The following is a 25,898-nucleotide window of genomic DNA, read 5'->3' as shown; positions in this document are numbered from 1 at the left end:
GAGCTTCTTTGCATGCTGGCCGTAGACCAATTGCTTTGGAGAATGGCTAATTGGGTTCGGATTTTGAGAAATAGCTTATCAACGGTGATATCATTATGAGAGAGCAATTCGCCTAAGCTAAAAACGATTAAGTAATGAAAGACAGACACTCATTGTATTTATACAATGGGTGTTTACTATTAGTGTGGATCGAACTGCAGAGGATAGCTTTCCACTCTTGGCAGCAATGATTTACATAGGGTTGTGTCCACAACCTCAAAAAATACGATAATACGGGTGAGGACTTAGAGGATTTGATTTCAATCGGCACCATAGCCCTGATCAAAGCTACGGTAAGTCTATTGACTTGGGATTTAGAAACAGTAAGTTTTAAAGGAGAAGTGTTTGGAGTTGCGAAAAACCCAGATGATGTGATTTTTCTAACTCCAATAGATCGAAACAAAAAAGAAAATAACATTAAAAGAAGTTATTATTTCAGAGTTCATTATTTTGAAGAGCAACATTAGTTCTGTCTGATGATATGAATATCTATACAACGGAAGTCGCATAACATGTGGCTTTTTTATATATTGTCTAAATGAGTAGGATACCATAATGCCAAGTCAGTCTTGGAAGGCATTTGATTTTGATCGTAGATTGTATTAGGTTGAGACACAGAGGAGCCAAACGGCTTTGAAAAGATAAGTTGCTACTGCAGTGTGAGATGAGATTTTGGTTTTAGATTGATGATTTGTAGTCACATGCCCTAAAACCTAAAATGTTCTAAATCGAAAAGCCTTACTGTGTATAGGAAAATCATTACTGTTAATTACAATGTACCAACGAATTTACTCACTTGGAAATTATCTATACAATGATCTATAAATTAACAAAAGATGCTACGCCGGATCAATTGAAAGCGGCGGGACTCGGTGCTCATTATGTGGCTCACGATAGTGCCTTGTTCTATGAGAACGTAGGGGGAGTTCCTTTTACGGCTACCTATATTCAAGAGAAAGGTGATCCTATTGCTGATTTGTATGAGGATATAGCTGCAGAAGAGAAGGCTAGAGCGACGTATCAGTGGTTGATTGATATGACAGACGATGTGGATCTGCAGGACAGTTTGAAGTTTTTGCGTGAGCGTGAGATTGTGCATTCACTGCGGTTTCGGGAAGCGGTTGAAATCCTTAAACAAAAGCGGGATGAGAAGATATTTTATTAAAGGGAACCTCTCTGCAGGGTGCTGCGGGGAGGTTTTTTGATTACTCTTGATATTAAGCTGCCTCAAAATGATTCAGTTTCCTCACTCAGACTCATGAATTCGCAGGATTTCACCTTACTGCAGATGTGAGAGAAGAAGATTTATAGGAGTAAGTGATTTGGGGACCGTAGCAAAGGCATGCGGAAATAAAGGTGAGGTATTGATCACCCATATTGTTCCATATGCGCACGTCTCCCTCAACGGGTCTAAGCCCTTTCATACCTTCGTCACATCTAACTTAGGGGTGGAGGTCGGTCTTTCTAACGGAACGGGTTCGAGCCCTTTTGTGCAACGTATTCCGATACTCCGTGCTTCTTGTCATCCTGCGAATGCATGAGCTGGTGAGTACAGAAAGTCTTTAGGCTGCTTGCGGGAAAACTTTGGCTGAGTCATAGCTTTCACTGCTTTTTGTCAAGCTTACTAGTATTCGTGCGACTCTACCGCATAGTTTCATAATGGATTTCATTTTCTTTAACTTCTTTACCTCAATGTTGAAGTGGTGCAGATCCCTGACATATGAATTAGTCATAACCATACACATTGTCATCAGATAAAGGAACCGCCGAAGGCGAGGGCGGCCACGTTTGCTAAGTGACATTTTACCACGCCACTTTCCGGAACTCGCCTCTGTTAGATTAAGACCGGCATGTCGTAATAAAGCATTTCTATGGGCATAGTTGCTCACATCTCCGGCTTCGCCCAGAACACCGGCTAAGCTGGTTACATTTACTCCTCGTATTTCAAGGAGTTTCTGCGCATAGGGAATACGTTCAAGGATGAGATGAAGCTCATGCTCAATTTGTTCAAGCTGGCGCTGGGCCAAGTCGTATTCCTCGAGCAGTTGCCCTATGTGAAGTCTTTGGGCATAGAGTGCCTGTGTGGTGCCTATACTGCATTTTGCAAGTGAAATGAGCTGCTCCGCTCGTTTAACTCCAGCATGACGCTTCACATATTGCTTCCAGCCTGTAAGGACTTGCTCGGTGGTTAACCGACTAATTTCCTTCGGTAAGGGGAAGAGCCTGAGCGTAGCAATGGCACTCGCGCAAGTAAGGATCTTAAAGACTTGACGCAGCTAAGGAAACACAATATCTACCCAACGATGAATTTGGTTTACAGTATGCGAATTCTCATGGCTAACCGAGACACGATCACCAAACGGCTCAATTCAAGGTTGATGCCGAACTCTAGTGGTGTGCCTAAAGCAATCCCGCGAAAGCTGACAGCTCTAGCAACATGAACTTCCTGAGCGATGTCTACACCAACGACTAGATGATTAACGGTAATGTTTTCAATGGGTTGATTTTGTTTTTCCTGTGCCTTAAACTTCATAGTAGAGCGACCTCCTGATGGGCTTTTTGAGGCAATGGCCTCGTGTGCAACCCCATCTTACCGAGGCGCTCGTTTTTGTTCAGCCGCCAAATTATTCGTATTACAGGAATTCTAACGGGACACGATAGCTAAATAAAATATGGATGAGCAGGTGATGCAGTGACCTGTTTTAATTCCGATTCCAATGCTTTTCCTTCAATAATGCGCCGTGTGCATATTCATTATCAAATATCGGAGCATTTGAGATACTCGCCATCCTTTCGAAAAGCATGCTTATTGAAAGGATGGCGAATATGGCTGTACCGATATTTAATGCAAGCCAAATGCTCCAATTGAGTTAAGACAATTATTTATCTTTCTTGTACAAAGACTAGTCGCACACAGATATTTTTGACTTTCATTGCCCACAACGTTTTGACAAGTTCATTTTTATATAAGATTACAGGAAGCCTACATCATTTCGGAGCATCCATCCGCGCTCTCACTGAACGTGCGTATTCCGAAGGGTTCATGCCCGTTTCCTTTTTGTAGGCTTTGGAGAAGTAATGTATGCTAGCAAAACCTAACAGGCATGCGATCTCTGTCATATTGCGGGTATCTTCGCGGATAAGGATTTTTGCCTTGCGGATCCTCATTCGTGTGACATATTGCTTGAAGGAGCAGCCGACCTGCTTGTGAAAAATCATTTGGAGGCGCGTGCGGCTAATATAAAATTCACCACATATTGTCGTGATGCTGAGCGGATCGTTTAAACGCTCATCTATATAGCTCATGATGTCTCGAAGCAGGAGCTGCTCGCTTTTCTCGCGAGCAGGGGGACTAAGTGAATGTTGTTGCTGTTCGATCCCACCGTCAACAGCCCCCAGTTTCCTGAGTAGTAGCAGTAGGAAGGTTTCCAGGTAACATCGAAGCAGCTGCTCACTACCTGCAGGTGCATTTGGAAGACGTTTCAAAGGATGGCGGAAGGGGAATTCGAAAGCCTGCTTTCCTTCGTTCATCATGAGAACAAGCATGTTCCTCTCCTCCTCATTTACTTGGAGTTGTTTACCTTCGAATCCGCGCATGGCGGGAGAGTGGCAGTCAAATGTAACTACGATCACATCGGGAGCGATACCCTTAGCAGCGCGAAAGCTGTGAAATTCATTCGGCTTATGGAAAATGACTGACCCCTGTCTAAGCACATGTATGGCTTTATCGGTCCTGACCTCGACTTCTCCCCGATCTACATAAAGAAATTCCCAGAAGTTATGTTTCTCCCCATTGAAGACGTAGTCCTTGCTGTGCTCGAAATAGAATAGCGTAATTAGCTTTCGAATTTCAATCGTTGATCGCAGACCTGTCCGACGCAGCTGATCCAGTGACCATTCTTTGCTCTGCATTCCTGTTGATAACCTCCCAAAAGGGCAAATAAAGTTGCTTTTTTTACAAATCCAATCATCCTAAAACCTACTATACTACAACTATTGTAATACCATTGTTGGAGCTTAAGGGGGATTTGTCAATGAGATTAGGCGTGATAGGTTATGGGGATAGGGCGCAAACGGTGTTGCGGAAAATGAAAGAGGTAGATGAATCTTGCGAAGTCGTTGCGGTGGTTGATCCTGGATTGCGGACAGCGGATATTGCCCCAGCCCGATTAATGGGAACAGTCGAAGAATTGCTGTCGGAGACGCTGGACGGCGTGCTGATCGGAACGAGATGCTCGCTGCACACGGAAATGGCGCTAAAGGTTATGCCAACCGGCCTGCCAATCTATCTGGAGAAGCCCGTTGCCGCTTCAATGGAAGAATTGCTCAGGCTGAGGTCAGGGTATGAAGCTTCCTCGTCCCCAATTGTTGTCTCCTTCCCACTCAGACTGACAAGCATCGTCCAATTCGTAAAAGAGATCATCGATTCCGGCAAAATCGGGACGGTGGAGCATGTACAGGCGGTCAATAACGTACCGTATGGAGCGGTTTATTATCAGTCCTGGTATCGGGATGACCAAATAACTGGTGGTCTGTTCCTGCAAAAGGCAACGCATGATTTTGATTATCTGAATGCAATTCTAGGCATACGGCCGACGGAAGTGTGTGCAATGACCTCCAAGCAAATATTCAAGGGGACGAAGCCAGTAGGCTTGACCTGCAAAGCATGCGAAGACAACCGAAGCTGTCCGGACAGTACAGCATTCCGTCCCGATGTGGCCGACAAATTGACCCATTGCTGTTATACGAGTGATACTGGCAACGAAGATTCGGGTAGCGCGCTCCTTCGTTATGAAACGGGAATGCATCTCTCTTATTCGCAAAATTTTTTTGCCCGCCGTGGAGCAGGCAGCAGGGGAGCACGTTTGCTAGGTTATAAGGGAACATTGGAATTTGATTTCACAACGGGACTGGTCAGGGTATTCATGCACCATACGGCGCGGGTGGAAACCTATCAATTTGAATTAGATGAAGACCATTTCGGCGGGGATACGGCACTTGCCGCCAACTTCATTGAACTGATAAAAGGCGGAACTGCCCGTTCACTTTCGACTCTCGAGGACGGATTGATAAGCGCGCTTATGTGTCTTAAGGCCAAGGAGTCCGCTGAAACGGGACAATTCCTTACAATTGCATATGATCATTAAAAGGAAGGTCTCTCAACTAGGAGAGACCTTCCTTTTATATTAGGAGAGACAGTTAAAAAAGTGAAACTAAATACTTAATTAATTCATATGTAATGTTCCCCTCCAAAATTATAATAATCTTACTTAACTAGTTGCAGTACCACGAATGATAAGGGAGGAAAAGTCATGTGGAAAAAAGTTGGAATCATTCATCTTGCAGTAATTTTGATATTCACTCTGACAGTACTGTCTTTAGGAACGAGTTCAAGCAAGGTATGGGCAAGTGAACCGGGTAACCCTACTGTTACCGATTGGTTATTTCATCGGAGCGGCGGTGTGGCTAGCAGCTATGCCGTTGATTCGAGTGTGTATCATCGGGGATTGCATGCGCTAAGATTAACCAATGAATCTCCATTATCGGCTAATGTATATTTTACGGCTTCACAAGCTGTATTAGTCGAGCCGAACACGGAATATGTGCTTTCCGTATGGGTTAAAGGAACGAATGTTAACAATACTTGGTTCGGCGGAGCTCCAGGCTGGTCCCTGCAGCAAGGAGTTCCCACGGGAAGCTACGACTGGCAGCAGGTGACGACAACCTATACGACTGGCAGCAATGAACATACCTTCGATTTCCGTATTCTTACGGAAAATACAACGGATTCTGTCTGGTTTGATGATCTGTCCATGGTCAAGTCAGGCTCAGGTACGAACCTGCTGCACAATGCGGGGTTCGAGAAGCAACTGCAGAGTGAAGTTGTAAATGGCTTCAATCATCTAGCGGAATGGACGGGGGATAGCTCTGCAGCAGGCAATGTTGCGGTGGAACTTGAGAATTCCAATCTGACGGAAGGGACTCAGGCGGCCCGAATAACCTATAATGTCCATTCTGAGGCAGATGGTTATATTAATTTTTATTGGAATCCAGCGCCGAAGCTCAATCTTGCCAAGGCAGAGAAGCTGTTGGTTGATATCTACCCGGTGTCGCAAACGACTGGTGCTGAAGAGCCACTTACGCTGAAAATTTCAGGCGATTCTGGGGTTGTCTACGAAAGCGTACTTGAACAATTAGTCGCCAATCAGTGGAATACAGTGGAAATCGACTTGGCTTCGATTGCGATTCCAAGGGATCAGATCGGTATGATCAATTTCTTCATACACAGCAAGTCAGATCTTGAAGGACGTACAAGTATGACATATTTATTGGATAACATGCGAAGCTTGATTCCGATGCAAGTGAAGCGGGTAATGGCTGATCGGGTTGGAGAAGTGTTGCTAAACTCAACGGTTCAACTATCTTCCGAGACCTTGGATTCAACAATATATTACACGGTTGATGGCACCGACCCGAGGAATTCAGGAACGCGGGCAACTTACAGTCAGCCCATCGTTGTGGACAAAGCCATGTTGATTAGGGCTTATGCTACAGCAACAGACTTGATAGATAGTGCGGTTTCCGATTATGCCTATACGTTAGGAACAGATACGGCAGGTGAGACATTCATAAGCTTAAACCACTTCAATAGTACGCTTGGTAGTGGAAAATATGCAAACGTATTCAATGCGACTGATGGAATTGAAGTTAATGGGCTACTGAATGAATGGGACAGCTTTACAGGTATATCGCTGCCTTCGGACAATGACCGTCAAGTTATACTCGACGGATGGTCGGGCAATGAGGATTTATCCGCCAATGCACAGTTTGCTTATGACCAAGATGCCTTATATTTAGGTGTCGAAGTGAAAGATAACATCCACGAAGCAGTTGCTGGTGACGGGGTTTGGATGGGGGATAGTGTTCAGATCGCCTTCAGTCAGGATGGCAATACGTATGGTCCGGAATATGGGCTTGCTCTTGTGAATGGTCAACCTGATATTTGGCGCTGGAGCAGCGGGACAGCGTCTCTAGACAAGGAAGCGGTAGTGTTCAAATCTGTGCGAAATATGAACGTGACGACTTATGAAGCGAAGATTCCATGGAAGGCGATATTTGCTGCGGGAAAACCAGACCATCGATTCAGAGCTGAGCTACTGATTAATGATAACGATGGCAATGGACGAAGAGGGTGGATCGAGTGGACTGGCGGCATTGGTAACGGCAAAGATCCTAGCCGATTCGCGGTTCTCGATCTGGTTCAGCAAAATGAGGACTGGGGCGTTTGGTTCGATGGAAAAGCGGTGCTTTCCAAAGACGAAACATCGATGTATTTACTACAAATTCCGAACTATAGTGATCATGAGATTACGTTGGATCTGATCTCGTCAGAGCTTGGACTTAATCGAACGATTACATTTCCGGCACAAACGGTGTTGAAGAAAAAGATAGACATCACTCGTTCGGTGCCTGGGATATACCCAATTACGGTTACTGTCCATGAAGCGGCTAGCGGTACAAGTAAAAGTGAGACATTGACACTTAAAGTTGACCATGCACAGTTCGATGAATTGGCAGCTAAGATGCCGCTGTTGGATAACTTGTTGCTTGAGGCCAAGGTGCTCCATATTGCTACGGATTATGAACAAGTTAATGCAACGGTTATCCGCAACTTTATCCAATATGGCAAAGAAGATGCGGCAAACGGCATGCTGGAACGTTCCTTTTACGTTATCGAGCAACTGGAGAAGCTTTATGACGAAGCTGTAGGAAATTTGCAAGGCTATATTAATGGAAGCAAGAATTCGCAGCTTGTGCCGCGCTACATTACTGGCTTGCAGCGGCCGACGATTCATAATTATTCCTTCATTGCGAATTCGTATGATTCCACTACTAACCAAACGGAGCAAAGACCCGTCTTTTTCACAGGTTACGGACATTTCGAACAAGTAAGGCAGGATATTCCGCAATTCGAGGGTTACGGAACCAATATCGTTCAGATTGAAATTGGGCCGGACAGTGTTATTCGGGCGGTTGATTCATTATTTGGCTGGACGGTCAATGCGACAAGCGGCGTACAGGCGAAAGCTAAGGTGGATTGGAGTGTATATCATTCCGGTGAAGCCGCGCTTCTCCTTACGAACAGTACCCCGCTTAGCCCTAATAAATATATAAATGTAATGCAGAACATCGCCGTGAAACCGAATACGACATACGAGTTCAAGGCATGGGTTAAAGGACAGAATGTGAAAGACGTCTGGTTCCCAGGAGGTAAGAACTGGGATTATCGAAAGATGTTCCCTGCGGGAACGTATGATTGGACTGAGATTACCTATGAATATACGACCGGGGCAAACGAAACTTCATTCCCGTTTGTTATTTTATCTGAGAATGAAATCGGCAAAGTCTGGATTGATGATGTCAGTATGACCGCTCAGGGAAGCACAGTTAATTTATTGACGGATCCGGGGTTTGAGAACAATGTAGTGTCCGATGGGGGAGAAGATTATCTCATATCCACTGCTACGATCAAAAACGATATTCAGAAAGTACTACAAAATGCAAGCGATCATAATATAGCGGTCAATTTGTTGCTATCGCCACATTATTTCCCTGCATGGGCACTGGAAAAGTGGCCTGAACTAAAGACTAACGGCGAAGGTTGGATTAAATTTGACATTGATGCGCCGAAAGCCAGAGAAATCATGGAAGCATACTTACGAACGATCATACCGCTGGTTAAAGACTATCCGTCGTTGCATAGTATTACAATATCGAATGAACCTGCCTATTTTTCTGCGGTCGATCCGATAAATCTACCGAAATGGCATACTTATTTATCGGGAATTTATGAAGGTAATATCGGTGCGTTGAACCAAATATACGGAACAAATTATGATTCATTTGACGAAGTGGGCATGCCTCCAGACTCGAAAGCTGTGCCGCTTCACGCGGAGCCAACACCACAGTTTTATGATTGGGTTATATTCAACAATAAGTTGTTTTCTGATTGGCATAGCTGGATGGCGGGAATCATCCACGAGATCGACATGAACATACCGATTCATTCGAAGGTCATGGACACATCGGTGGATTCGACCAAACAATTAACATGGGGAACTGATCCGGAGCAGTTCAGCGAACTTAGCCAAATCAACGGCAATGACAACTCCAATTATTGGGGTCAAGGGAAAGACGGCTTCTTGAGTGAACTGAAATTTTATGATATGCAAACTTCGTTTAAAAAAGCGCCAGTGTTTAACTCAGAGAATCATGTCATCCGGGACGGCGATAAAATATACATTCCGGAGCAAGCGAATCACGTCCGTTCCGTGCTGTGGCAGGATGCTGTTCATGGTCAATCGGCTACAACAATATGGTCATGGGAACGAAGCAATAACACGACGAGCGATTTCTACGGTAGCATTTTGCATCGTCCGGATGTTGTGGCGGCTGTAGGGAAGACAAACTTAGACTTGAATCGTCTTGCCTATGAAGTAACCGCTCTACAGGAGGATCAAGCGGAAGTCGCCATTTTGTACTCGATTCCTTCATCCGTCTTCGCACCGAAATACTACTCTGCGGTAACAAACGCTTATGAAGCAATCAGTTTAAGCGGACTAAAAGTAGGCTTTATTTCGGAAAAGCAGCTAAAAGAGGGGCGCTCACAGCAGTACAAATATTTGATCATACCTGAAGCGACGCATGTGAACGAGGAGACGCTGACGGCGATACGTGATTATGCTGAACAAGGGCGTAAGGTGGTTATAATCGGCAATAACGCATTAAAATTTGATGAACATAATCAACCTTTGCAGGATGTCGTCCGCAGTGCATTGATGGGCAACAGCAATACGCTGCTTATTCCTACGGATACCTCATCAGAAGGCATCAGGAATATATTGCTTCCGAGCTTCACAGCCTCCGAGATGATTGATGTCATGCTCATCGATGCAGAGACCAATGAACCGATACAAGGCACGGAATGGCGCAGTGTCAAGCATAATGGCAAGCTTCTTGTTAATGTCGTCAATTATACATCGTTGCCAAAGCAAGCATACGTCATGGTTAATGGGATAAGAACGACGTTATGGACAGATTTGATCAGCGGTAAGAGTGTGGCGGCGGAGCCGATGACAGTGTCACCATTAGTACCTTATCTGCTGTCGCTTGAGCTTCCCAAAACACCGACAGATACCGAAGAGAACCCGATTCCCCATCAATCGAGCAATACCGAAGGGGCAAACCCGAATCCTGGGAAGGTGAGCTTCAAGGATATTCAACTCCACTGGGCTAAGGGGCAGATCGAGAAGGCGGTAGAGCTTGGTATTGTTCAGGGTTATTCCGATGGTACATTTCGACCGAACGGCCTCATTACACGCGCCGAGTTTGTTGTGATGCTGGCTCGCGCGTTAATGCTTGAAGGGAACTCTTCGGTGATAGCCTTTGCCGATAGTGGACAAATACCGGCGTGGGCCGCAGGGATTGTGGGAAAAGTAGTGGAGGCAGGGTTAATCAAAGGCTACAGTGATAATACGTTCCGCCCTAGCCAGCAGATTAGTCGCGCAGAAATAGCAGTTATTGTAGCAAGAGCAGTTCAACTGCAGACTAATGTTGACGCAGTATTGACTTATGATGATACAAATGATATTCCGGCTTGGGCGAAAGAGGCGATGTCAGCAGCGGTAAATGAAGGATTGCTTCGAGGTAAACAAGGCAATCGATTGGCGCCGAATGACAAGGCTACGAGAGCTGAAGTGATCGTTCTGCTCATGCGAATGCTGGATAAGAAACAATAGATTGATAGACCCGGACCTTTTTGCCATTATTGGTAAAGCGGTCCGGGTTTTCATGCGTTAGAAAAAGGCAGCAAATCGGAAATAAACTGTGACATAATAGATGAATACTTAGTAGAACAAGGGAAATAGTGCAGCAGAGAACATTCGTTACATGAGGAGGGTTTGTGTTGTATAACAGTTGGAAATCCATATCAAATCTATGGAAATGGATTCAGTACAGTTTTAAGGCCAAGCTGATTCTCTCTTTCTTTGGTGTTGCCTATTTGGCCATATTTATAACCGGTATGATTTATTATCATCGAATGTCTGAGAGCGTGGAGAGAAATACACTCGCCAATATAGAGAAGCTGGCAGATCAGACGGTGGAGAGGCTTGAGCTGCAAATGGGTGGTATTCAGAATGAGGCATGGGCATTTTTTACCGATTCGGTGCTACAGCAATTTCTCGAAGGCATGTCAGTGGATACGACAAAAAAGATACTTTATCAATCCAAAATTCATATGACACGGTTAAGAAATGACCAAATTTCCATTATTGCCATCTATGATAAGCAGGGTCATCAATTTAATAGTGGGGAAAGAAATGTCGTGGATTTGGATGGACAAAGAAGCGACTTTGATTATGAAAGCTTAATGGAGCAGGAGAAGGAGACGCTGTTTCGTTTGATTAATCAGGATGATAGTACTCCGCAGTGGCATGTGGGGCGATCGGTGCCGGAAGACCTGCTGGAGCCCGAGTATACGCTCAGTTACATTCAGCCACTTAAAAAATTAAACACCTACAGCCAAAAGCTAGTTGGCGTAATGCGCATTGATATGCGGGGGAAGGTGTTGAAAAAAGCGTTGGCTGATATGGACCCGAATGGCATGCATAACTTCAGTATTGTGGATGGTGACAGAAATATTATTGCCAGTGAGGATGATCAAACGATCGGACACTCGATACTGCATGATCCGGGGTTCTCAATTAATGATTTTTCGGGTATAAAGGGTCAGGGGAAAATGGTTATGGATGGCAAGCAATACGTCACCATTTACCGTAAATTCAATAACTACGAAATGATGCTGGTTGGAAAAATACCGCTTAATACGATATTGGCGGATGTAAAGAAGGTACGCAATGATGCGATTACAATCGGCTTGCTTAGCTTGTTGGTCGCCATGCTGGCCTCGTATCTCATTTCAAGCAGGATGATTAAGCCCATACATAGGCTTCGCCACCATATGAAACGGGTGGAGATGGGGAATTTCAACGTTTCGGTACCGATTCAAACCTATGATGAAATCGGCTTTCTCGGCGTTAGTTTTAACAGGATGATAAAGAAAATCGATAGATTGGTCAAAAAAAATGTGGAGGCCAATCTACTTAAAAGGGATGCCGAATGGCTATCTCTGCAAACCCAGATTAATCCCCATTTCCTGTATAATGCGCTGGGTACGATTGATGCGATTGCCGCCATCGACGGCAACGAATCTATCAGCTTTATTAGCCAGTCGCTCGGCGGAATGTTTCGCTACAATATTAGCGGAGGTCAATATGCCACTTTGCGGGAAGAGGTTCATCAGGTACGGCTATATTTGTCGATTCAGCAAATCCGTTACGAAGATCGGTTCTCTTATAAATTTAACGTGGAGCCTGAGCTAGAGCAAATCCGGCTGCCTAAGCTGATTTTACAACCTATTATCGAAAATACATTCAAACACGGCATAGAGCATATGCAGCGGGGAGGAATGATTACGATTATGGCCAGAGCGCTTGATAGGGAGTGGGTATTTATTCAAATCAGTGACAATGGAACCGGAATTGAGACCGGGCGGCTGCAAGCAATCAGGGAAATGATGCAGGATCCTTACAACTATAAGCAGGCGCAGCCCTTGAACAGAGATCGGGTATCCATTGGTTTACAAAACGTCAATCAGCGATTAAAGCTGTTCTGCGGGGAAAAAGCCGGATTAACCATTGATAGTGAGTATGGGGCTGGCACGTCCGTTTCTTTTGTTGTGCCATTAAACGTAATGAGGGGTGAAGAAGATGCTGAAAGTGCTGATCGTTGACGACGAGCCATTCATGAGAAAAGGTGTTTTCTGCAAAATAAACTGGCAAGCTATGCAGCTGGAATTTGTCGGTGATGCAGTCGATGGACAGGACGCACTCCAGCAAATTCAAGACAAAAAACCAGACATCGTATTGACTGATATTCGCATGCCTGTGATGGACGGTCTATTGCTGCTGGAACGGGCGAGACAAATAGATAATAACATTCAATTCGTTGTCATTAGTGGGTATGATGATTTTCAATATGCACGTAAGGCCATGAACTTCGGGGTGGTCCATTACTTGTTGAAGCCGGTAAATGCACTGGAATTGGCGGAGGTGCTGGAGAAGTTAAAGGCACATTTTCTGGCTAAAGACAGTGAGCAGGATTACCGCAGCTTGTTACTCAGACATTACGAGGCGAATAGGACGTCACAGCGTGAGCGCATGTTGACATGGAGAATTCAGGAAGAAGCTCGCGAACTGCAAGATCATGAAGACCTAGCGCAGGTCGTACGAATGCAAGCCTCGGACTTTACTCTATTTGTTATTCGTATACGTCCGTATTCCTTTCCTCATAAAGGGTTTCATGTAGAGGACGAGCAGTTGATCTGGTTCGGTGTGCAAAATATTGTCGAGCAATTGCTTGTTCAATCAGGTCATAATGGCAGCGCATTTAGACATGCCTATCATTCTGATGAAATGATTGCCATTCTCCCAACAAGGGGAAGGGGGAACGGGCACGACTTTCCGAATATCGCGAGTCAAGCCCTTTATGCCTTGCGCCAGTATTTGCAGCTGGAAGCGGCAGTCGGCATCAGTAATTCGAATGCTCCAGGTGCAAGCTTGAAGAATGCCTATGAACAAGCTCGAATGGCGGTACGGGGAGAGGTTTTGCATGGAACAGGCAAAGTGTATTCCTATTCTGCGCTTCGTGTGTCAGCTTCCAAGGAACGAGCCGGAGGACCGACAATTATTGCAGTTGATCAGGAAATTGTATTTGCGAAATTATTGCAAAACAAGGATGAGGAGCGCATCAGCCAGTGGCTGGAGCAGCAGTATCTAAGCTTGTGTAGTTTACCGGAGGCAGGCTATTTAGACTTTGAGAAGCTGTCTCTGCAGATCTATTCTCTGCTTAGAAGATGTTTAAGCGAGTATATCGATTCTAGTGAGCTTATTCTAAACGAGCAGCAGCATTTTCTTGAAGTTCTACTGTCCTGTCGTTCCTGGCAGGTGGCGAAGGATGCGCTTTTTCAAACGGCTCGTACCGTTATGCTGCTCATCCCAGATGACAAAGGGGCTTCGAATGATGATGTTATTGATGAAGTAAGGCATTACATTGATCATCATTACTATGAAAATATTACGCTGACGTGGGTGGCGGACCATTACTTTATTCATCCCAACTATTTCTGCAAGCTGTTTAAGATGCGCAGCGGTGAAAACTTCAATAATTATCTTACGAAGGTGCGGTTGAATCATGCCGTTCGTCTGATGTCCAATGTCGATCTGAAGCTGGCGCAAATTGCCGGTATTGTCGGTTATGACAGTCATGCTTATTTCAGCAGCGTTTTTCGCAAGATGTACGGTGTATCTCCCAAAAAATACCGTGATGATATCCTCGCATCGTGTTAAGAAATCGAAAATTGAATAGTTAATATATTGATTTTTTCTCCTTTTAGAACCCCTTATGATAAGGAAGTACACAATACAAAGGAGGTAAAGGAATGCACAGTAATTTAGGAGTTTTAACGAAACGATTTGGCATCGTTATCGTCACTGCGATGATGCTTGTTATGGCGGCGTGTGGCCAAGGGGGCAATTCAAATGAAGGAACGACAGCTCCGAAACAAACAGAAAAAGCAACGGACAGCGCCACAAATGAAAGCGCAGTCAACCAGGAGCCGATAGAAATTACCGTTTGGGATAAAGCGAAGCCGGATGACATATTGAAGCCGGTATATGATGAGATTTTTGCGGAATTTGATGCAAAGTATCCTCATATCAAGGTGAAGCATGAGGTTCAGCCTGCCGGTAACAATGACCGGGAAGTGTTCGTCACTTCAATGGCTGGCGGGAACGGCCCGGATGCTTACGCTGCAGCTTACTTTCCGATTATGAGCGATTGGGCCAAACAGGGCTTTGCTCTAGATCTGACGTCCTTCTGGGAGACGTATGCCGATAAGGATCAGTACCTCCCTTCAGCAATGGCAGCTGGGACTATTGATGGGAAGGTCTACGGTATCCCGAATAATATGTATACCATGGGACTTCTATACAATAAGAAGCTATTTGAAGAAGCGGGTCTGGATCCGAATAAAGCGCCTGCCAACTGGGATGAATTTGTTGATTATGCTAAAAAGCTGACAATGCCGGACAAAAATCAATACGGTTATGCTTTGCTTGGCATGGATTGGGCAGATTGGTGGTTTGAGTATTATGTGTGGCAAGCAGGTGGAGATCTCACAACCAAGAATGAGGACGGTTCTGTCACTCTAGACTTTAGCAAGCAGCCGGCTGTAACTGCGCTGCAATTTTATAAGGATCTAAAGTGGAAACACAAGGTTGTTCAGAAAAATATCGTGCAGGATATCGGGGATAATCAGAAGGACTTCTTCCTGGGACGTGTAGGAATGATCCTATCTGCCTCTGACTGGTTTGCAGGAGTTGTACAGGGCGGAATGGACTTGAACGACATTGGCTTTGCGCCATATCCGGTTGGACCTGCAGGCGTTGCGCCTTCGCAAACGGGTGGGCAATATTGGATTATTAATCCAAAGGTACCCAAAGAAAGACAGGATGCGGCATTGACTTATGTGGCTTTCAGAAATTCCAAAGAATCGCTGGAGAAAATGTTGAAGTTTCAGTCTGAAAATGGTGTTTTGCCTAACTTGCTGTCCGTCCGGAAGGACGTAGATGCATCACAGTTTTCAAGTAATGTGCCTGCAGATCTGGTGAGCAGCGTGACTAAGACAGCGGAAAACGTCCAACTGGAGTACTTTCTGAAGGAACGTCTGGGAAGCTTTGTCGTGAAGGCGATCCAGAAAGTATTGACAGATGAGAACGCAGATCCGCTTGCTGAATTGACGGCTGCAGAGAAATTGGCGCAAAAGGAAGTCGCTGATCCGTACAACAAGGAAATTAAGGAATAAAGAGTAAAGTCTCGAATATTTCCTCAGGGATCGATATGGGCAGGCAGCTTATGCTAGTTCAACCATTCCCTGAGGAATTTATTTAACGGAGGTAATCAAGCTGGACATACCGTCACAATCTAAAGTTTTGTTGCTTAAGCCGCCGCGTAAACGCCGCAAAATCAACTGGATAGCGATTCTTTTTTTAACGCCTGCAGTTGTTGCTTTCCTGATGTTTAAATATATTCCGTTGATACGGGCCGTATATATGAGTTTTTTTGATTACAACCTGATGAATCCCCCCGGCCATTTTGAAGGACTGGGTAACTATTTATTGTTGTTTAAGTCATCGATTTTTTGGACGGCATTTGGCAACACACTTGCTTTCAGCGCGTTATATATCGGATTGACCTTCTGGGTGCCGATCGTACAAGCACTATTTTTAAATGAAATTCATCGCAATAATTCGCTGTTCCGGGTGCTGTATTTACTGCCCGCAGCAGTTCCAGCTGTAGCTGGATTGGTGCTCTGGAAGTGGATGTATAATCCCGATTACGGACTTTTGAACGAGTGGCTAGGCCTTGTTGGACTTGGTCCATATAACTGGTTAAGCGATCCGGCAATCGCCAAGTTGGCAATCGTTATCCCGAGTATGCTCGGGGGCGGCATCAATGTGCTCATCTATTATTCAGCACTAAGAAGCATACCGGAAGAAACGGTTGAGGCGGCTAAAATAGATGGAGCGAATCCTTGGCAGCGAATCCTTAGAGTGATATTCCCCGGGCTCCGATTCATCATTGGTATTCAGTTCATCGCGTTTATCGCTTCTGTATTTCTATCGTTCGAACCGATGTACATTATGACCGGAGGCGGTCCTGTTGATAGCACGCGTGTACTGACGATGCTCGTATTTGAGTATGCATTCAAATCATATCGCTTTGGTCTGGCAGGTGCAATTTCTTTAATTATGTTTTTGTTAATAGCGGCCATCACCATGGTACAGCTGCGGTTATCAAAGGATCAGACACAATAGGGAAGGAAAGGAGGGCTACAACATGAAATCCAATCGAATTCGAGAGAAAGACGCGGGCAGCCTTAAGCTGGCAGCTTATATCATTACGGTTGTGTTTATTGCCGTGAGTTTGATTCCGATGGCCTGGATGCTCAGTTCGTCACTTAAAGATGGGAAGTCGATCTATTCTCTTCCCCCCAAATGGATACCTTCTTTGCCGCAAGCTGTCTCCATAATAATTGATTATAGCGGAACTACTGCGACCGATGAGCAATTCTATGAGCGGGAGGCCGCCAAAGCGACGTGGTATACATGGAAGAAGTTCCAGAATGAAGCGATTGGCGAATTGAAAGTTATTGGGATGAAAGATGATCACAAAATATTCGAGGCCATAACGCCCTCTTATCTATTCACGGCAGGAAGGCCCGAAATTGTGCCTGCTCAAGTCTTTACCGATGAGATGATGAAGGTGAAGCTTCCGATCATTCGCGATAAGGGTTATACCCAATTTAAGGCGTATGCAACTGGCGTTGCTTTAGACAGGGCAGAGACGCAGAACTTACAAGAGGGTATTACCGCCGATCAAAGCCTTAGCATACAAGTTGGCGCATTTCTTGATAAGGCCCAGTTCATGCAAGGATCATTGCTAGCCATTCATCAGGCGGGCAGCTGGGCGCACTTTTTTGATAATTATAAGGTTATCTGGAAGACGAAGGGCCTTGATTCGGGAGTTGGCTTACAGACCTACATTGGCAACAGTATATTCGTTACGGTTGTTACTATTTTGCTTCACATTTTGATTGGCGGTACCGCTTCCTACGCCTTGTCTAGGCTTGTTAGCAGGAAATGGGGAGTCGGCTTGACGATGTTCTTTGTAGCTACGATTATGATTCCGGAATTTGCTGTGCTTGTCCCCTTGTATTTGACCATCGAACAGATGGGACTGGTAGATACGCTATGGGGAATCATCCTGCCGCATTCCGCATGGGGAATCGCTATCTTTTTATTCAAAGGCTTTTTCGATCAGCTTCCGGGAGAACTGCTTCAAGCTGCCCGTATTGACGGGGCTTCGGAGTACCGCATTTATTTTACGATGGTTATTCCCTTGTCGATTCCAATTTTTACGACGATTGGCGTCATGTCTTTTATGGCGACATGGAATGAGTTTTTGTGGCCGCTTGTTGTGGGGCGCAAGGAAGAGGTTTGGACGTTAACAGTAGCCATAAACAGCTTTACGAGTAATCAGTCGATGGGACCCCATATTGTAATGTCAACACTTGCAATAGCAACAATTCCGCTACTGCTTGTGTTCATCAGCTGTCAAAAGCTGATTGAACGTGGGGTGGCATGGACAGGTGTTAAAGGATAAATAATGATCAAAGGAGTACAGAGAGATGCAGAAGCTTAAAATCGCCGTAATTGGTGCGGGATCGATATCAGACGAACATTTAAAGGCGTATCGAAACCATCCGGATGTAGAAATTTATGCGATATGTGATATAAACGAGGAACGCGCAAGGCTCAAAGGTGCAAAGTATGGAGCTTCCAACATCTTTTCAAGCTATCAGGAGCTGCTGGCGGACAGGGAAATCGATGCAGTCAGCGTGTGCACCTGGAATGTGTCACATGCTGAAATCAGTATTGCTGCGCTTGATGCCGGCAAGCATGTGCTTGTGGAGAAGCCGCTATGCAAAACGGTAGAGGAAGCCTTGCTTATGCAGGAAGCGGTGAAGCGTAGCGGGAAGCTGCTGCAGGTTGGCTTTGTCCGCAGATATGATGCAAATGTGCAAATGTTAAGGTCGTTTCTAGATAAGGGAGAATTTGGCGATATCTACTATGCTAAGGCTTCCTCTCTGCGTCGACTGGGCAATCCGGGCGGATGGTTTGCTGATATTGAGCGCTCTGGCGGTGGGCCGCTAATTGACATCGGTGTGCATATGATCGACCTTTGCTGGTATCTGATGGGCAAGCCGAAGGTGAAGTCCGTAAGCGGCAATACGTATCGAAAGCTCGGTAACCGCGCAGATATTCAGCATCTATCATTCTACAAAGCAGCAGATTGGGATCCGGCGACGAATACAGTCGAGGATTTGGCTAACGCCTTGATCCGTTTTGATAACGGCGCTTCCTTGATGGTGGATGTCAGCTTCTCACTTCACATCAAAGAGGATGAAAGATCAGTTAAGCTGTATGGGGACAAAGGCGGCTTCGAAATTGATCCTTCACTACTTATGGTAACGGAGAAACATAATACAATCCTGAATATCGTGCCACAAGTTGATCATGCCAGTCTTGACGTTGATTCCGCATTTCAGAATGAAATCAATCATTTTATCGACTGTGTTCAAACTGGACAGCAGCCGTTAAGTCCGGTTGATGACGGAGTGGAGCTTATGAAAATACTGTGCGGAATCTATGAGTCGGCAGCGAAGGGTGTGGAGGTTATCCTATGATCCTTGTTTCTAACAAAATTGGCGTTATTGTGGACAGCTTTCGGGCTGGCGTAAAAGAGGGCTTGATAAAGGCGAAAGAGGTCGGAGCTGATGGGGTACAAATCCATGCTGCTTCCGGGGATTTCGTTCCGGATAAGCTGATCCCTGCCGCTCGCCAGGAATGGAAAGCCTATATAGCTTCACTAAGGCTGGAAATATCCGCATTAGTTGGTGATTTAGGCGGCCACGGCTTTCAGGACAAACGGGCGAATACCGAGAAGATAGCTAAATCTAAGCAAATATTGGATCTGGCTGTTGAGCTCGGAGCAAACGTTGTGACCACTCATATTGGAGTCGTGCCTGAAGATAACAATAGTGAGATTTATGAAGCGATGCATTTCGCTTGTGCCGAGCTGAGTGCGTATGCCGAAAGTATGAATGCCTTTTTCGCTATTGAGACAGGACCAGAGACAGCTGCAACCTTAAAGGGTTTTCTCGACGGACTTGGCTCCAAGGGCGTATCTGTCAATTATGATCCGGCTAATTTGGTTATGGTGACGGGGGATGATCCCGTTCAAGGCGTGTATACGTTGCGTGATTATATCGTTCATACCCATGCTAAGGATGGAGTGCGTCTGCGTGAATCGGACCCACGTCAGATTTATGGGTCGCTTGGCTATGAGCTGCTTGATCATGAGCAGATCGCGGAAGCTGCCGAATCTGGCGAATTTTTTCGCGAGGTTCCTCTAGGCGAAGGCAGCGTAAACTGGCATGGCTATTTGCAGGCACTGACCGATATTGGATATACGGGATATTTAACGATTGAACGTGAGGTTGGCACGAATCCCGAAGCGGATATTATTAAAGCGGTGCAGTTTTTGAAAAAATTCAAGAGTTAGCTTAGCGGGGTCTCACTAATATCTGAACGGCTTAAAGGAGAGAAGTGGATATCGCTTCTCTCCTTTGTATTTTTGGAATCGATAATCTTTATTGAAGCGAAAATGAGATTAACCTAACGGGCTGATACTGCTAATTGACCCCAAGTAAGATAAGAAACAAAAGCACCCTTTTGAGGTGCTTAAGCTGATACTATTTCGGGCGTCGAGTAGCCGCTTCATAGTCAAAAGGCATTAATACCGAAATATTCAAAATCCAAAAGCCTTGCTGTGTCTAGGAAAATCATCACTGATAACGTCAGTGTACCGAAGAGTTTGCACACCTTGAGATGATTGCGACCATGATTTACAAGCTGACAAAAGATGCAACGCCAGAACAGCTTAAGGCTGCTGGACTTGGTGCTCATTATGTGGCTCATGACAGCGCCTTGTTTTATGAGAATGCAGGCGGCGTACCCTTTACGGCTACGTACATTCAGGCCAAAGGTGATCCGATTGCGGATCTATATGAGGACATAGCGGCGGAGGAGAAGGTTAGGGCGACGTATCAGTGGCTAATTGATCTTACGGATGATGTGGATCTGCAGGATAGCTTGAAGTATTTGCGGGAGCGGGAGATTATACACTCTCTGCGGTTCGGGAAGCGGTGGAAATACTTAAGGATAAGCGGGATGAGAAGATATTCTATTAGAAGGAACCTCTCTGCAGGGTACTGCGGGGAGGTTTTTTTTGTTTGTGTACAGAATTTTACAGAGGAGAATAGTCCACCATCCAATACTAATTGTATGGAAAAGAGTCTAGATAAACAGTATACTTGCTATAATTGTTTTTTGTTGAGGTGAATATCAAATGGATGAAATCGATGAATCAAAACAGCTTGTATTACAAATCGGCGGTGCCTTGAAAAAGTACAGAAAAGAAAAAAACATGAGCTTAGACGAATTAGCGGAATTAACGGGTGTAAGCAAACTTACTCTGGGGAATATCGAACGTGGCGATACAAATCCAACTTTGGCGATTATTTGGAAAATTTCAAAAGGCATGTCTTTACCGCTGTTGGCTTTGTTGAAATCAGAAGAGCCTGTTAGTTTGTATCGAGCGGGAGAAGGACTGCGGTTTTCTAATGATCAAAAAAATTGGATCATTGAACCAGTCTTTAAACACACAAGCAACGATATTGAAATGTGTCGGGCTTACTTACAGCCGAATAGCTCGTATCACCCTGAAGGTCATCATGCGAATACAAATGAAATTGCGACAGTAATGACGGGTTCCATTGAAATTCAAGTCAATGGAGAGGTTTACACATTGAATCAATATGATACGATCAGTTTTCGTGCAGATTGTCCTCACTCTTATACCAATCATACGAATAGCGAAACAGTGCTCCATATATGCTTAAAGTATGATTTCTAAAAGTCAGAAATCCTACTTATTTAATACAACTCCGAATTCCATGACGGGAATTCAGAGTTGTATTTTTGTTTGCAGATGATTTTATGTATATTATATAATACCACTTGTTAAAAATAATATACTATAATATACTTTTATTATTCGCGCGGATGTTATTTCATAGTTTTTCAATCAGTAGGAAACAAATTATACGTATAAATTCAGGAAGGAGAAATGAAGAATGTCGAACAAACAAAATAAAAAAGCCGTACCATCTTCTATCGGACTGATAATTCTCGGCATTATTGTTATTGCAGCTAATTTACGTGCTCCTTTAACCTCAGTCGGTCCTCTAGTGAGTTTCATAAGGGATGACGTTCTTATTTCAAATACATTAGCCGGCCTGATAACAACGGTACCTTTGCTTGCCTTTGCTTTATTATCGCCACTAGTACCAAAATTAGGACGAAGGTATGGTGTTGAACGTATCATTTTGATTGCCCTAATCTTTCTGACTGTTGGCATTGTAATACGTTCTTTATCTGGCATAGCTAATTTGTATATTGGGACAGCAATTCTTGGTTTCGCAATTGCCATATGTAATGTATTATTGCCAAGTTTAATCAAAAGGGATTTCCCAAATAAAATTGGCTCCATGACAGGTATTTACTCCATTTCAATGAGTTTATTTGGAGCAATCGCATCGGGAATCAGTGTACCGCTAGCCGTGAACGCAGGTCTAAAATGGCAGGGAGCATTGGGAATATGGGGGATTCTAAGCTTTGTATCGATTCTCTGTTGGCTACCCCAATTAAGAAATCAAACGAAGCAAACAACCACGATGAGTCAACAGATAGCCAGTAATGATGTGAATGTTTGGAAATCCCCTCTTGCCTGGCAAGTAACCTTGTTTATGGGTATACAGTCCATGGTTTTCTATGTGTTGATCGCATGGTTGCCTGAAATTTTAAAGCAGCAAGGAATTGACTCAAACCAATCAGGATGGTACCTCTCGATAATGCAGTTAGCTCTGCTTCCATTTACTTTTATTGTGCCCGTTATTGCTGGGCGCATGTCTAGTCAACGTTTGTTAGTGGTCATCATAACCATTTTGCTTTTGACGGGAACGCTCGGACTTCTATATGGAAGCTCCAATATCATTCTGTTATGGATCATAATACTCGGAATTGGTGGAGGCTGCGCCTTTAGTTTGTCCATGATGTTTTTCGGATTACGTACTGAAAATGCGCATCAGGCAGCGGAACTGTCTGGCATGGCGCAATCGATCGGATATCTTCTTGCCGCAATCGGTCCTGCCCTTATAGGATTTCTGCATGATTTGACAAATAGTTGGAATCTACCACTTTTCATTCTGCTTGGCGCTTCGGTCTTACTCTTTTTAGTCGGTATAGGAGCAGGAAGAAACCGTTTTGTAGGTAGCCGAAATAGTTATGAACTGCCACAGAAAGGACGATGAATAGGTTTGACAAAATTATTGTGGCAATTGATAAAGCTGAAATAACGAACAAACCCCTCGATGCAACCGTTGAATAGCCTGAAACAAACAAGCTCAAGTTACCTTGGTTAATGTCAGCCAGGAATATGTATCGAAGGCTTTCGACAGCTAAATTGGCGTTCGTTGATTATCATTGAAAGTGGATAATCGCTAACAAACAAAAAACTAGGGCCCCAAAGTGGCCCTAGTTTTTTACAAGCGTCAATCATGATCAGCTCAATCGATTAAATTAGCAATGATTTGACTCCTAATTGAAAAAAATGAGTGTTAATTAGATTCTATGAGTCCAGTTGTTATTAAATCTTCAATGTTCAGATACATGGTTCCTTTGTATTTCTTAATACGAATGTCACTTAAAGTAAAGTCGCCATCCGTCGCCTTTTTGTATTCCGCTGTCAAATTAATATCCACTCTGACGATTTCGAAGCCGACATATTTGCCTATCGTAATGATGTTGGCATTGCTATTGCCAAGTTTGCTTACGCCTTCGATTTCAGACAGCATAGATAATGAAATCCATCCCTTGCTCATCAGTGGCGGCAATGCTTCTTTATTCTCTGCTGCAGCTACATAATTGGCGTCAAAATAATCTGGATATCCTTTATACCCTGGTAGTTTGGATTCTTTCTCTGTTGGTGGCGCACCAACAACACGGAATTCAGGGAAATTTGCAATTGTCTTGGTAATGGAATCAATCTCGGCTAACTCTTTTTGGGTATTCAGGGCGTTGGTTGCAGCGGGACCAAACGATATCACTCCATCAGCACTGAAAAATATCGGGATACCATCGATCGTGTAAGAGGCCCCTTTAAAGGATGGACTATTAACTTGAATCACATTCGCTTCTGCAGACCAATAAACGGAGTTACCTGTTGCTTCCCCAACGATTCGAATTGGGATGTAAGTGTTGCCATTTTGCGTAAAGGGTTCTGCTTGCAATGCTTTCTTCTGGCCGTTCACAACTGCTGTTTTGTTGCCAATCGTAAATGTAATCTTTAAATCATCCTTTTTGCCCGTAACTTGTTTAAGTTTTGCATCATAACCAATTTCCATCTTCAAATTTCCAAATAATTCTCTGAAGGGAACGAAGGAAACTCCATTCTTGCTTACTGATTTAGATTTGAGCGGGACTCCATCTACAAAAATATAAGCTCCTTTATTGGCTGCTGATACAGGAATAACACCTATACTGAACAATAAAACGCAAATCATAGCAGTAATCGACAATCTCTTCAAAGAAACGCCTCCAGAACTAGATTTTTTTTCCACTATTTACTATCTTACTATCATTTGGAACTCTGTCAATAAAAAAGATAGTTATTTTGTCGAAATGTGACACAAGTATTCAATGTTTTTTCGAATTCCCTCAAATAAAGAGGCTAACCTAATTGCAGCTTAAGCTCATCAATCGTTTTACATACTTTGGGCTGTCGGTCGGTTCACGATCTCAGCATGAAAAAGCATCGACCACGCAAATTTATGCTCAGCTCCGCGGAGAGCGTCGGAGAGAACGTTATCGCCGATTTTTTTTAGAATTTAGTTAATCAGGTTCAATAGTATTGTTGGATGCCTTTAATTATTCAGTCTTTCATTGAACTAACGGGCATGATAGTTTAGAGGTAAATATTTACATAATAACATGTGGTCGGTATAATTTAAGGGTATTGAGCAAACAGCCAAAGGGGTGTTTTTAATTGGAATTTGGACTTTCCCGTAAAAAGTTTAACGCCAAAAGACCAGGGTCTCTTGTTAGTACAATTACCGGAGTCTTAGAACATCTTTCGTCATTGTATGCGAATATTGGTGAGTCCAGAGAGAAAAATGGCATTTGGTCTTTACCAGAAAGCACTCCAACATGCACTACATGTAACGGTACAGGTACAATCCTTGGTGATATTGATTCAAGTCGTATGGTCGCAACTGAACTCTCGCTTAAAAAAGGAGCTGTGCTTTTATGGGCGGGTACTAACTGCGGACCTGTTGTAAAGATTAGAGAACTGGCTAAAATGATCGGGATTGACTTTGAAAGCCCACTGGTTGAGCAAGATAAGCAATTTACCGATATTTTACTTTATGGATATGATAAGGAACCTGTAACATACGTTTACAAGAAAAGGGAACATAAAAACTATTATCGTGGGTGCGTTTTCGATTTGAAACATATGCGTGATACAGGAACAACTAGTAAAGGAAACCTTTGGGCAATAAAATTATTCTCCGAACATGGAAAGTGTCCAAATTGTACCGAAAGCTTGTTGGAACAGGAACGCTTGGTTATGGGGAGTTCCCTTTCAGATGTGTTGAGAATGCCGATCTCAGAATCACTATTAGTTGTCCAGAAATTACGTAATTGCCTCGACAAACAAGTATTAGATAATTTTTGCGAATTGATTAATGATCTGGAATTGCGTCTATCATATCTAAATAAAATTGGTCTAAAGTCTCTTTCAGCTTTCGATGTTAGAGTCTTGGTGAATCCGTAAATTGGTTAAGCTCTAAACATTCCTGTTGAGGCTAAGAAATAGTCTTTGTCAAAAAAGGAGCACCTCGGTATGATGGGTTTGTCGACAACACATCAAGGAGGCGCTCTTACTATGAAGTTTAAGCAATCAGACGCACAAAATCAACGGATTGAACAAATTAC

The 25,898-nt window shown here is 44.0% G+C and carries 14 protein-coding genes and 4 pseudogenes; 15 read left to right on the top strand and 3 right to left on the bottom strand.

Features of this window, described 5'->3' with window-relative positions; all coding sequences use genetic code 11:
- Positions 1-248: 248 nt before the first annotated feature.
- Both AC1DOV_RS31385 and AC1DOV_RS31380 read left to right on the top strand, forming a co-directional pair.
- Positions 249-338, top strand: a pseudogene (locus AC1DOV_RS31385) (flagellar biosynthesis protein FliA); the annotation flags it as partial.
- A 479-nt stretch (positions 339-817) separates the two neighbouring features.
- Positions 818-1,204 (top strand): annotated as a pseudogene (locus AC1DOV_RS31380) (manganese catalase family protein); the annotation flags it as partial.
- 397 nt (positions 1,205-1,601) lie between these two features.
- On the opposite strand, the pseudogene AC1DOV_RS31375 reads toward AC1DOV_RS31380, so the two are convergent.
- Positions 1,602-2,572: pseudogene (locus AC1DOV_RS31375) on the bottom strand (transposase).
- Positions 2,573-3,027: 455 nt separating this feature from the next.
- The gene (locus AC1DOV_RS31370; RefSeq protein ID WP_477551914.1) at positions 3,028-3,951 is read right to left on the bottom strand and encodes an AraC family transcriptional regulator; all 924 of its coding nucleotides are present in this window, start codon (positions 3,949-3,951) and stop codon (positions 3,028-3,030) included.
- A gap of 122 nt (positions 3,952-4,073) precedes the next feature.
- Here AC1DOV_RS31370 and AC1DOV_RS31365 point away from each other — a divergent pair, with 122 nt between their 5' ends.
- The 12 genes and pseudogenes from AC1DOV_RS31365 to AC1DOV_RS31310 all read left to right on the top strand — a co-directional run bounded on the left by AC1DOV_RS31365 (position 4,074) and on the right by AC1DOV_RS31310 (position 23,215).
- Complete coding sequence (locus AC1DOV_RS31365; RefSeq protein ID WP_477551913.1) at positions 4,074-5,186, top strand: Gfo/Idh/MocA family protein; 1,113 nt, start codon at positions 4,074-4,076, stop codon at positions 5,184-5,186.
- Positions 5,187-5,351: 165 nt separating this feature from the next.
- Positions 5,352-10,838 carry an S-layer homology domain-containing protein gene (locus AC1DOV_RS31360; RefSeq protein ID WP_477551912.1) on the top strand — a complete coding sequence of 1,829 codons (5,487 nt, stop codon included), beginning with the start codon at positions 5,352-5,354 and terminating at the stop codon, positions 10,836-10,838.
- Between the two features lie 167 nt (positions 10,839-11,005).
- Positions 11,006-12,892 (top strand): cache domain-containing sensor histidine kinase, encoded by a 1,887-nt coding sequence (locus AC1DOV_RS31355; RefSeq protein WP_477551911.1) that lies wholly within the window; start codon positions 11,006-11,008, stop codon positions 12,890-12,892.
- On the top strand, positions 12,870-14,507 hold the full coding sequence (locus tag AC1DOV_RS31350; protein WP_477551910.1) for a response regulator: 1,638 nt from the start codon (positions 12,870-12,872) through the stop codon (positions 14,505-14,507). The genes AC1DOV_RS31355 and AC1DOV_RS31350 overlap by 23 nt, the downstream gene beginning before the upstream one ends.
- A gap of 92 nt (positions 14,508-14,599) precedes the next feature.
- Entirely contained in the window at positions 14,600-16,024 is a 1,425-nt protein-coding gene (locus AC1DOV_RS31345; RefSeq protein ID WP_477551909.1) for an extracellular solute-binding protein, read from the top strand.
- A 247-nt stretch (positions 16,025-16,271) separates the two neighbouring features.
- Complete coding sequence (locus AC1DOV_RS31340) at positions 16,272-17,036, top strand: carbohydrate ABC transporter permease (RefSeq protein WP_477551908.1); 765 nt, start codon at positions 16,272-16,274, stop codon at positions 17,034-17,036.
- Between the two features lie 22 nt (positions 17,037-17,058).
- Complete coding sequence (locus AC1DOV_RS31335; RefSeq protein WP_477551907.1) at positions 17,059-18,384, top strand: carbohydrate ABC transporter permease; 1,326 nt, start codon at positions 17,059-17,061, stop codon at positions 18,382-18,384.
- 25 nt (positions 18,385-18,409) lie between these two features.
- Positions 18,410-19,468: a Gfo/Idh/MocA family protein gene (locus AC1DOV_RS31330; protein ID WP_477551906.1), complete on the top strand. Its 1,059-nt coding sequence runs from the start codon at positions 18,410-18,412 to the stop codon at positions 19,466-19,468.
- Complete coding sequence (locus AC1DOV_RS31325) at positions 19,465-20,346, top strand: sugar phosphate isomerase/epimerase family protein (protein WP_477551905.1); 882 nt, start codon at positions 19,465-19,467, stop codon at positions 20,344-20,346. Before AC1DOV_RS31330 ends, AC1DOV_RS31325 begins: the two co-directional genes overlap by 4 nt.
- 302 nt (positions 20,347-20,648) lie before the next feature.
- Positions 20,649-21,034, top strand: a pseudogene (locus AC1DOV_RS31320) (manganese catalase family protein); the annotation flags it as partial.
- A 158-nt stretch (positions 21,035-21,192) separates the two neighbouring features.
- On the top strand, positions 21,193-21,759 hold the full coding sequence (locus AC1DOV_RS31315; RefSeq protein ID WP_477551904.1) for a helix-turn-helix domain-containing protein: 567 nt from the start codon (positions 21,193-21,195) through the stop codon (positions 21,757-21,759).
- A 220-nt stretch (positions 21,760-21,979) separates the two neighbouring features.
- Positions 21,980-23,215 (top strand): CynX/NimT family MFS transporter, encoded by a 1,236-nt coding sequence (locus tag AC1DOV_RS31310; protein WP_477551903.1) that lies wholly within the window; start codon positions 21,980-21,982, stop codon positions 23,213-23,215.
- A gap of 306 nt (positions 23,216-23,521) precedes the next feature.
- On the opposite strand, the gene AC1DOV_RS31305 is transcribed toward AC1DOV_RS31310, so the two are convergent.
- Entirely contained in the window at positions 23,522-24,490 is a 969-nt protein-coding gene (locus tag AC1DOV_RS31305) for a copper amine oxidase N-terminal domain-containing protein (protein WP_477512041.1), read from the bottom strand.
- Between the two features lie 458 nt (positions 24,491-24,948).
- On the opposite strand from AC1DOV_RS31305, the gene AC1DOV_RS31300 reads away from it, so the two are divergent.
- Complete coding sequence (locus AC1DOV_RS31300) at positions 24,949-25,737, top strand: hypothetical protein (protein WP_477551902.1); 789 nt, start codon at positions 24,949-24,951, stop codon at positions 25,735-25,737.
- Positions 25,738-25,898: the final 161 nt, after the last annotated feature.

The sequence above is a fragment of the Paenibacillus sp. 01T47 genome, from assembly GCF_056398245.1.
The sequence above is the reverse complement of the archived record's forward strand: the minus strand, read 5'-3'. Positions and strand labels throughout refer to the sequence as shown.

Excerpts from the sequence above, each read along its gene's own strand:
- AC1DOV_RS31360 (WP_477551912.1), top strand. The coding sequence starts at position 5,352 with ATGTGGAAAAAAGTTGGAATCATTCATCTTGCAGTAATTTTGATATTC.
- AC1DOV_RS31330 (WP_477551906.1), top strand. The coding sequence starts at position 18,410 with ATGCAGAAGCTTAAAATCGCCGTAATTGGTGCGGGATCGATATCAGAC.
- AC1DOV_RS31350 (WP_477551910.1), top strand. The coding sequence starts at position 12,870 with ATGCTGAAAGTGCTGATCGTTGACGACGAGCCATTCATGAGAAAAGGT.
- AC1DOV_RS31365 (WP_477551913.1), top strand. The coding sequence starts at position 4,074 with ATGAGATTAGGCGTGATAGGTTATGGGGATAGGGCGCAAACGGTGTTG.
- AC1DOV_RS31335 (WP_477551907.1), top strand. The coding sequence starts at position 17,059 with ATGAAATCCAATCGAATTCGAGAGAAAGACGCGGGCAGCCTTAAGCTG.
- AC1DOV_RS31310 (WP_477551903.1), top strand. The coding sequence starts at position 21,980 with ATGTCGAACAAACAAAATAAAAAAGCCGTACCATCTTCTATCGGACTG.
- AC1DOV_RS31325 (WP_477551905.1), top strand. The coding sequence starts at position 19,465 with ATGATCCTTGTTTCTAACAAAATTGGCGTTATTGTGGACAGCTTTCGG.
- AC1DOV_RS31315 (WP_477551904.1), top strand. The coding sequence starts at position 21,193 with ATGGATGAAATCGATGAATCAAAACAGCTTGTATTACAAATCGGCGGT.
- AC1DOV_RS31370 (WP_477551914.1), bottom strand. The coding sequence starts at position 3,951 with ATGCAGAGCAAAGAATGGTCACTGGATCAGCTGCGTCGGACAGGTCTG.
- AC1DOV_RS31340 (WP_477551908.1), top strand. The coding sequence starts at position 16,272 with ATGAGTTTTTTTGATTACAACCTGATGAATCCCCCCGGCCATTTTGAA.
- AC1DOV_RS31345 (WP_477551909.1), top strand. The coding sequence starts at position 14,600 with ATGCACAGTAATTTAGGAGTTTTAACGAAACGATTTGGCATCGTTATC.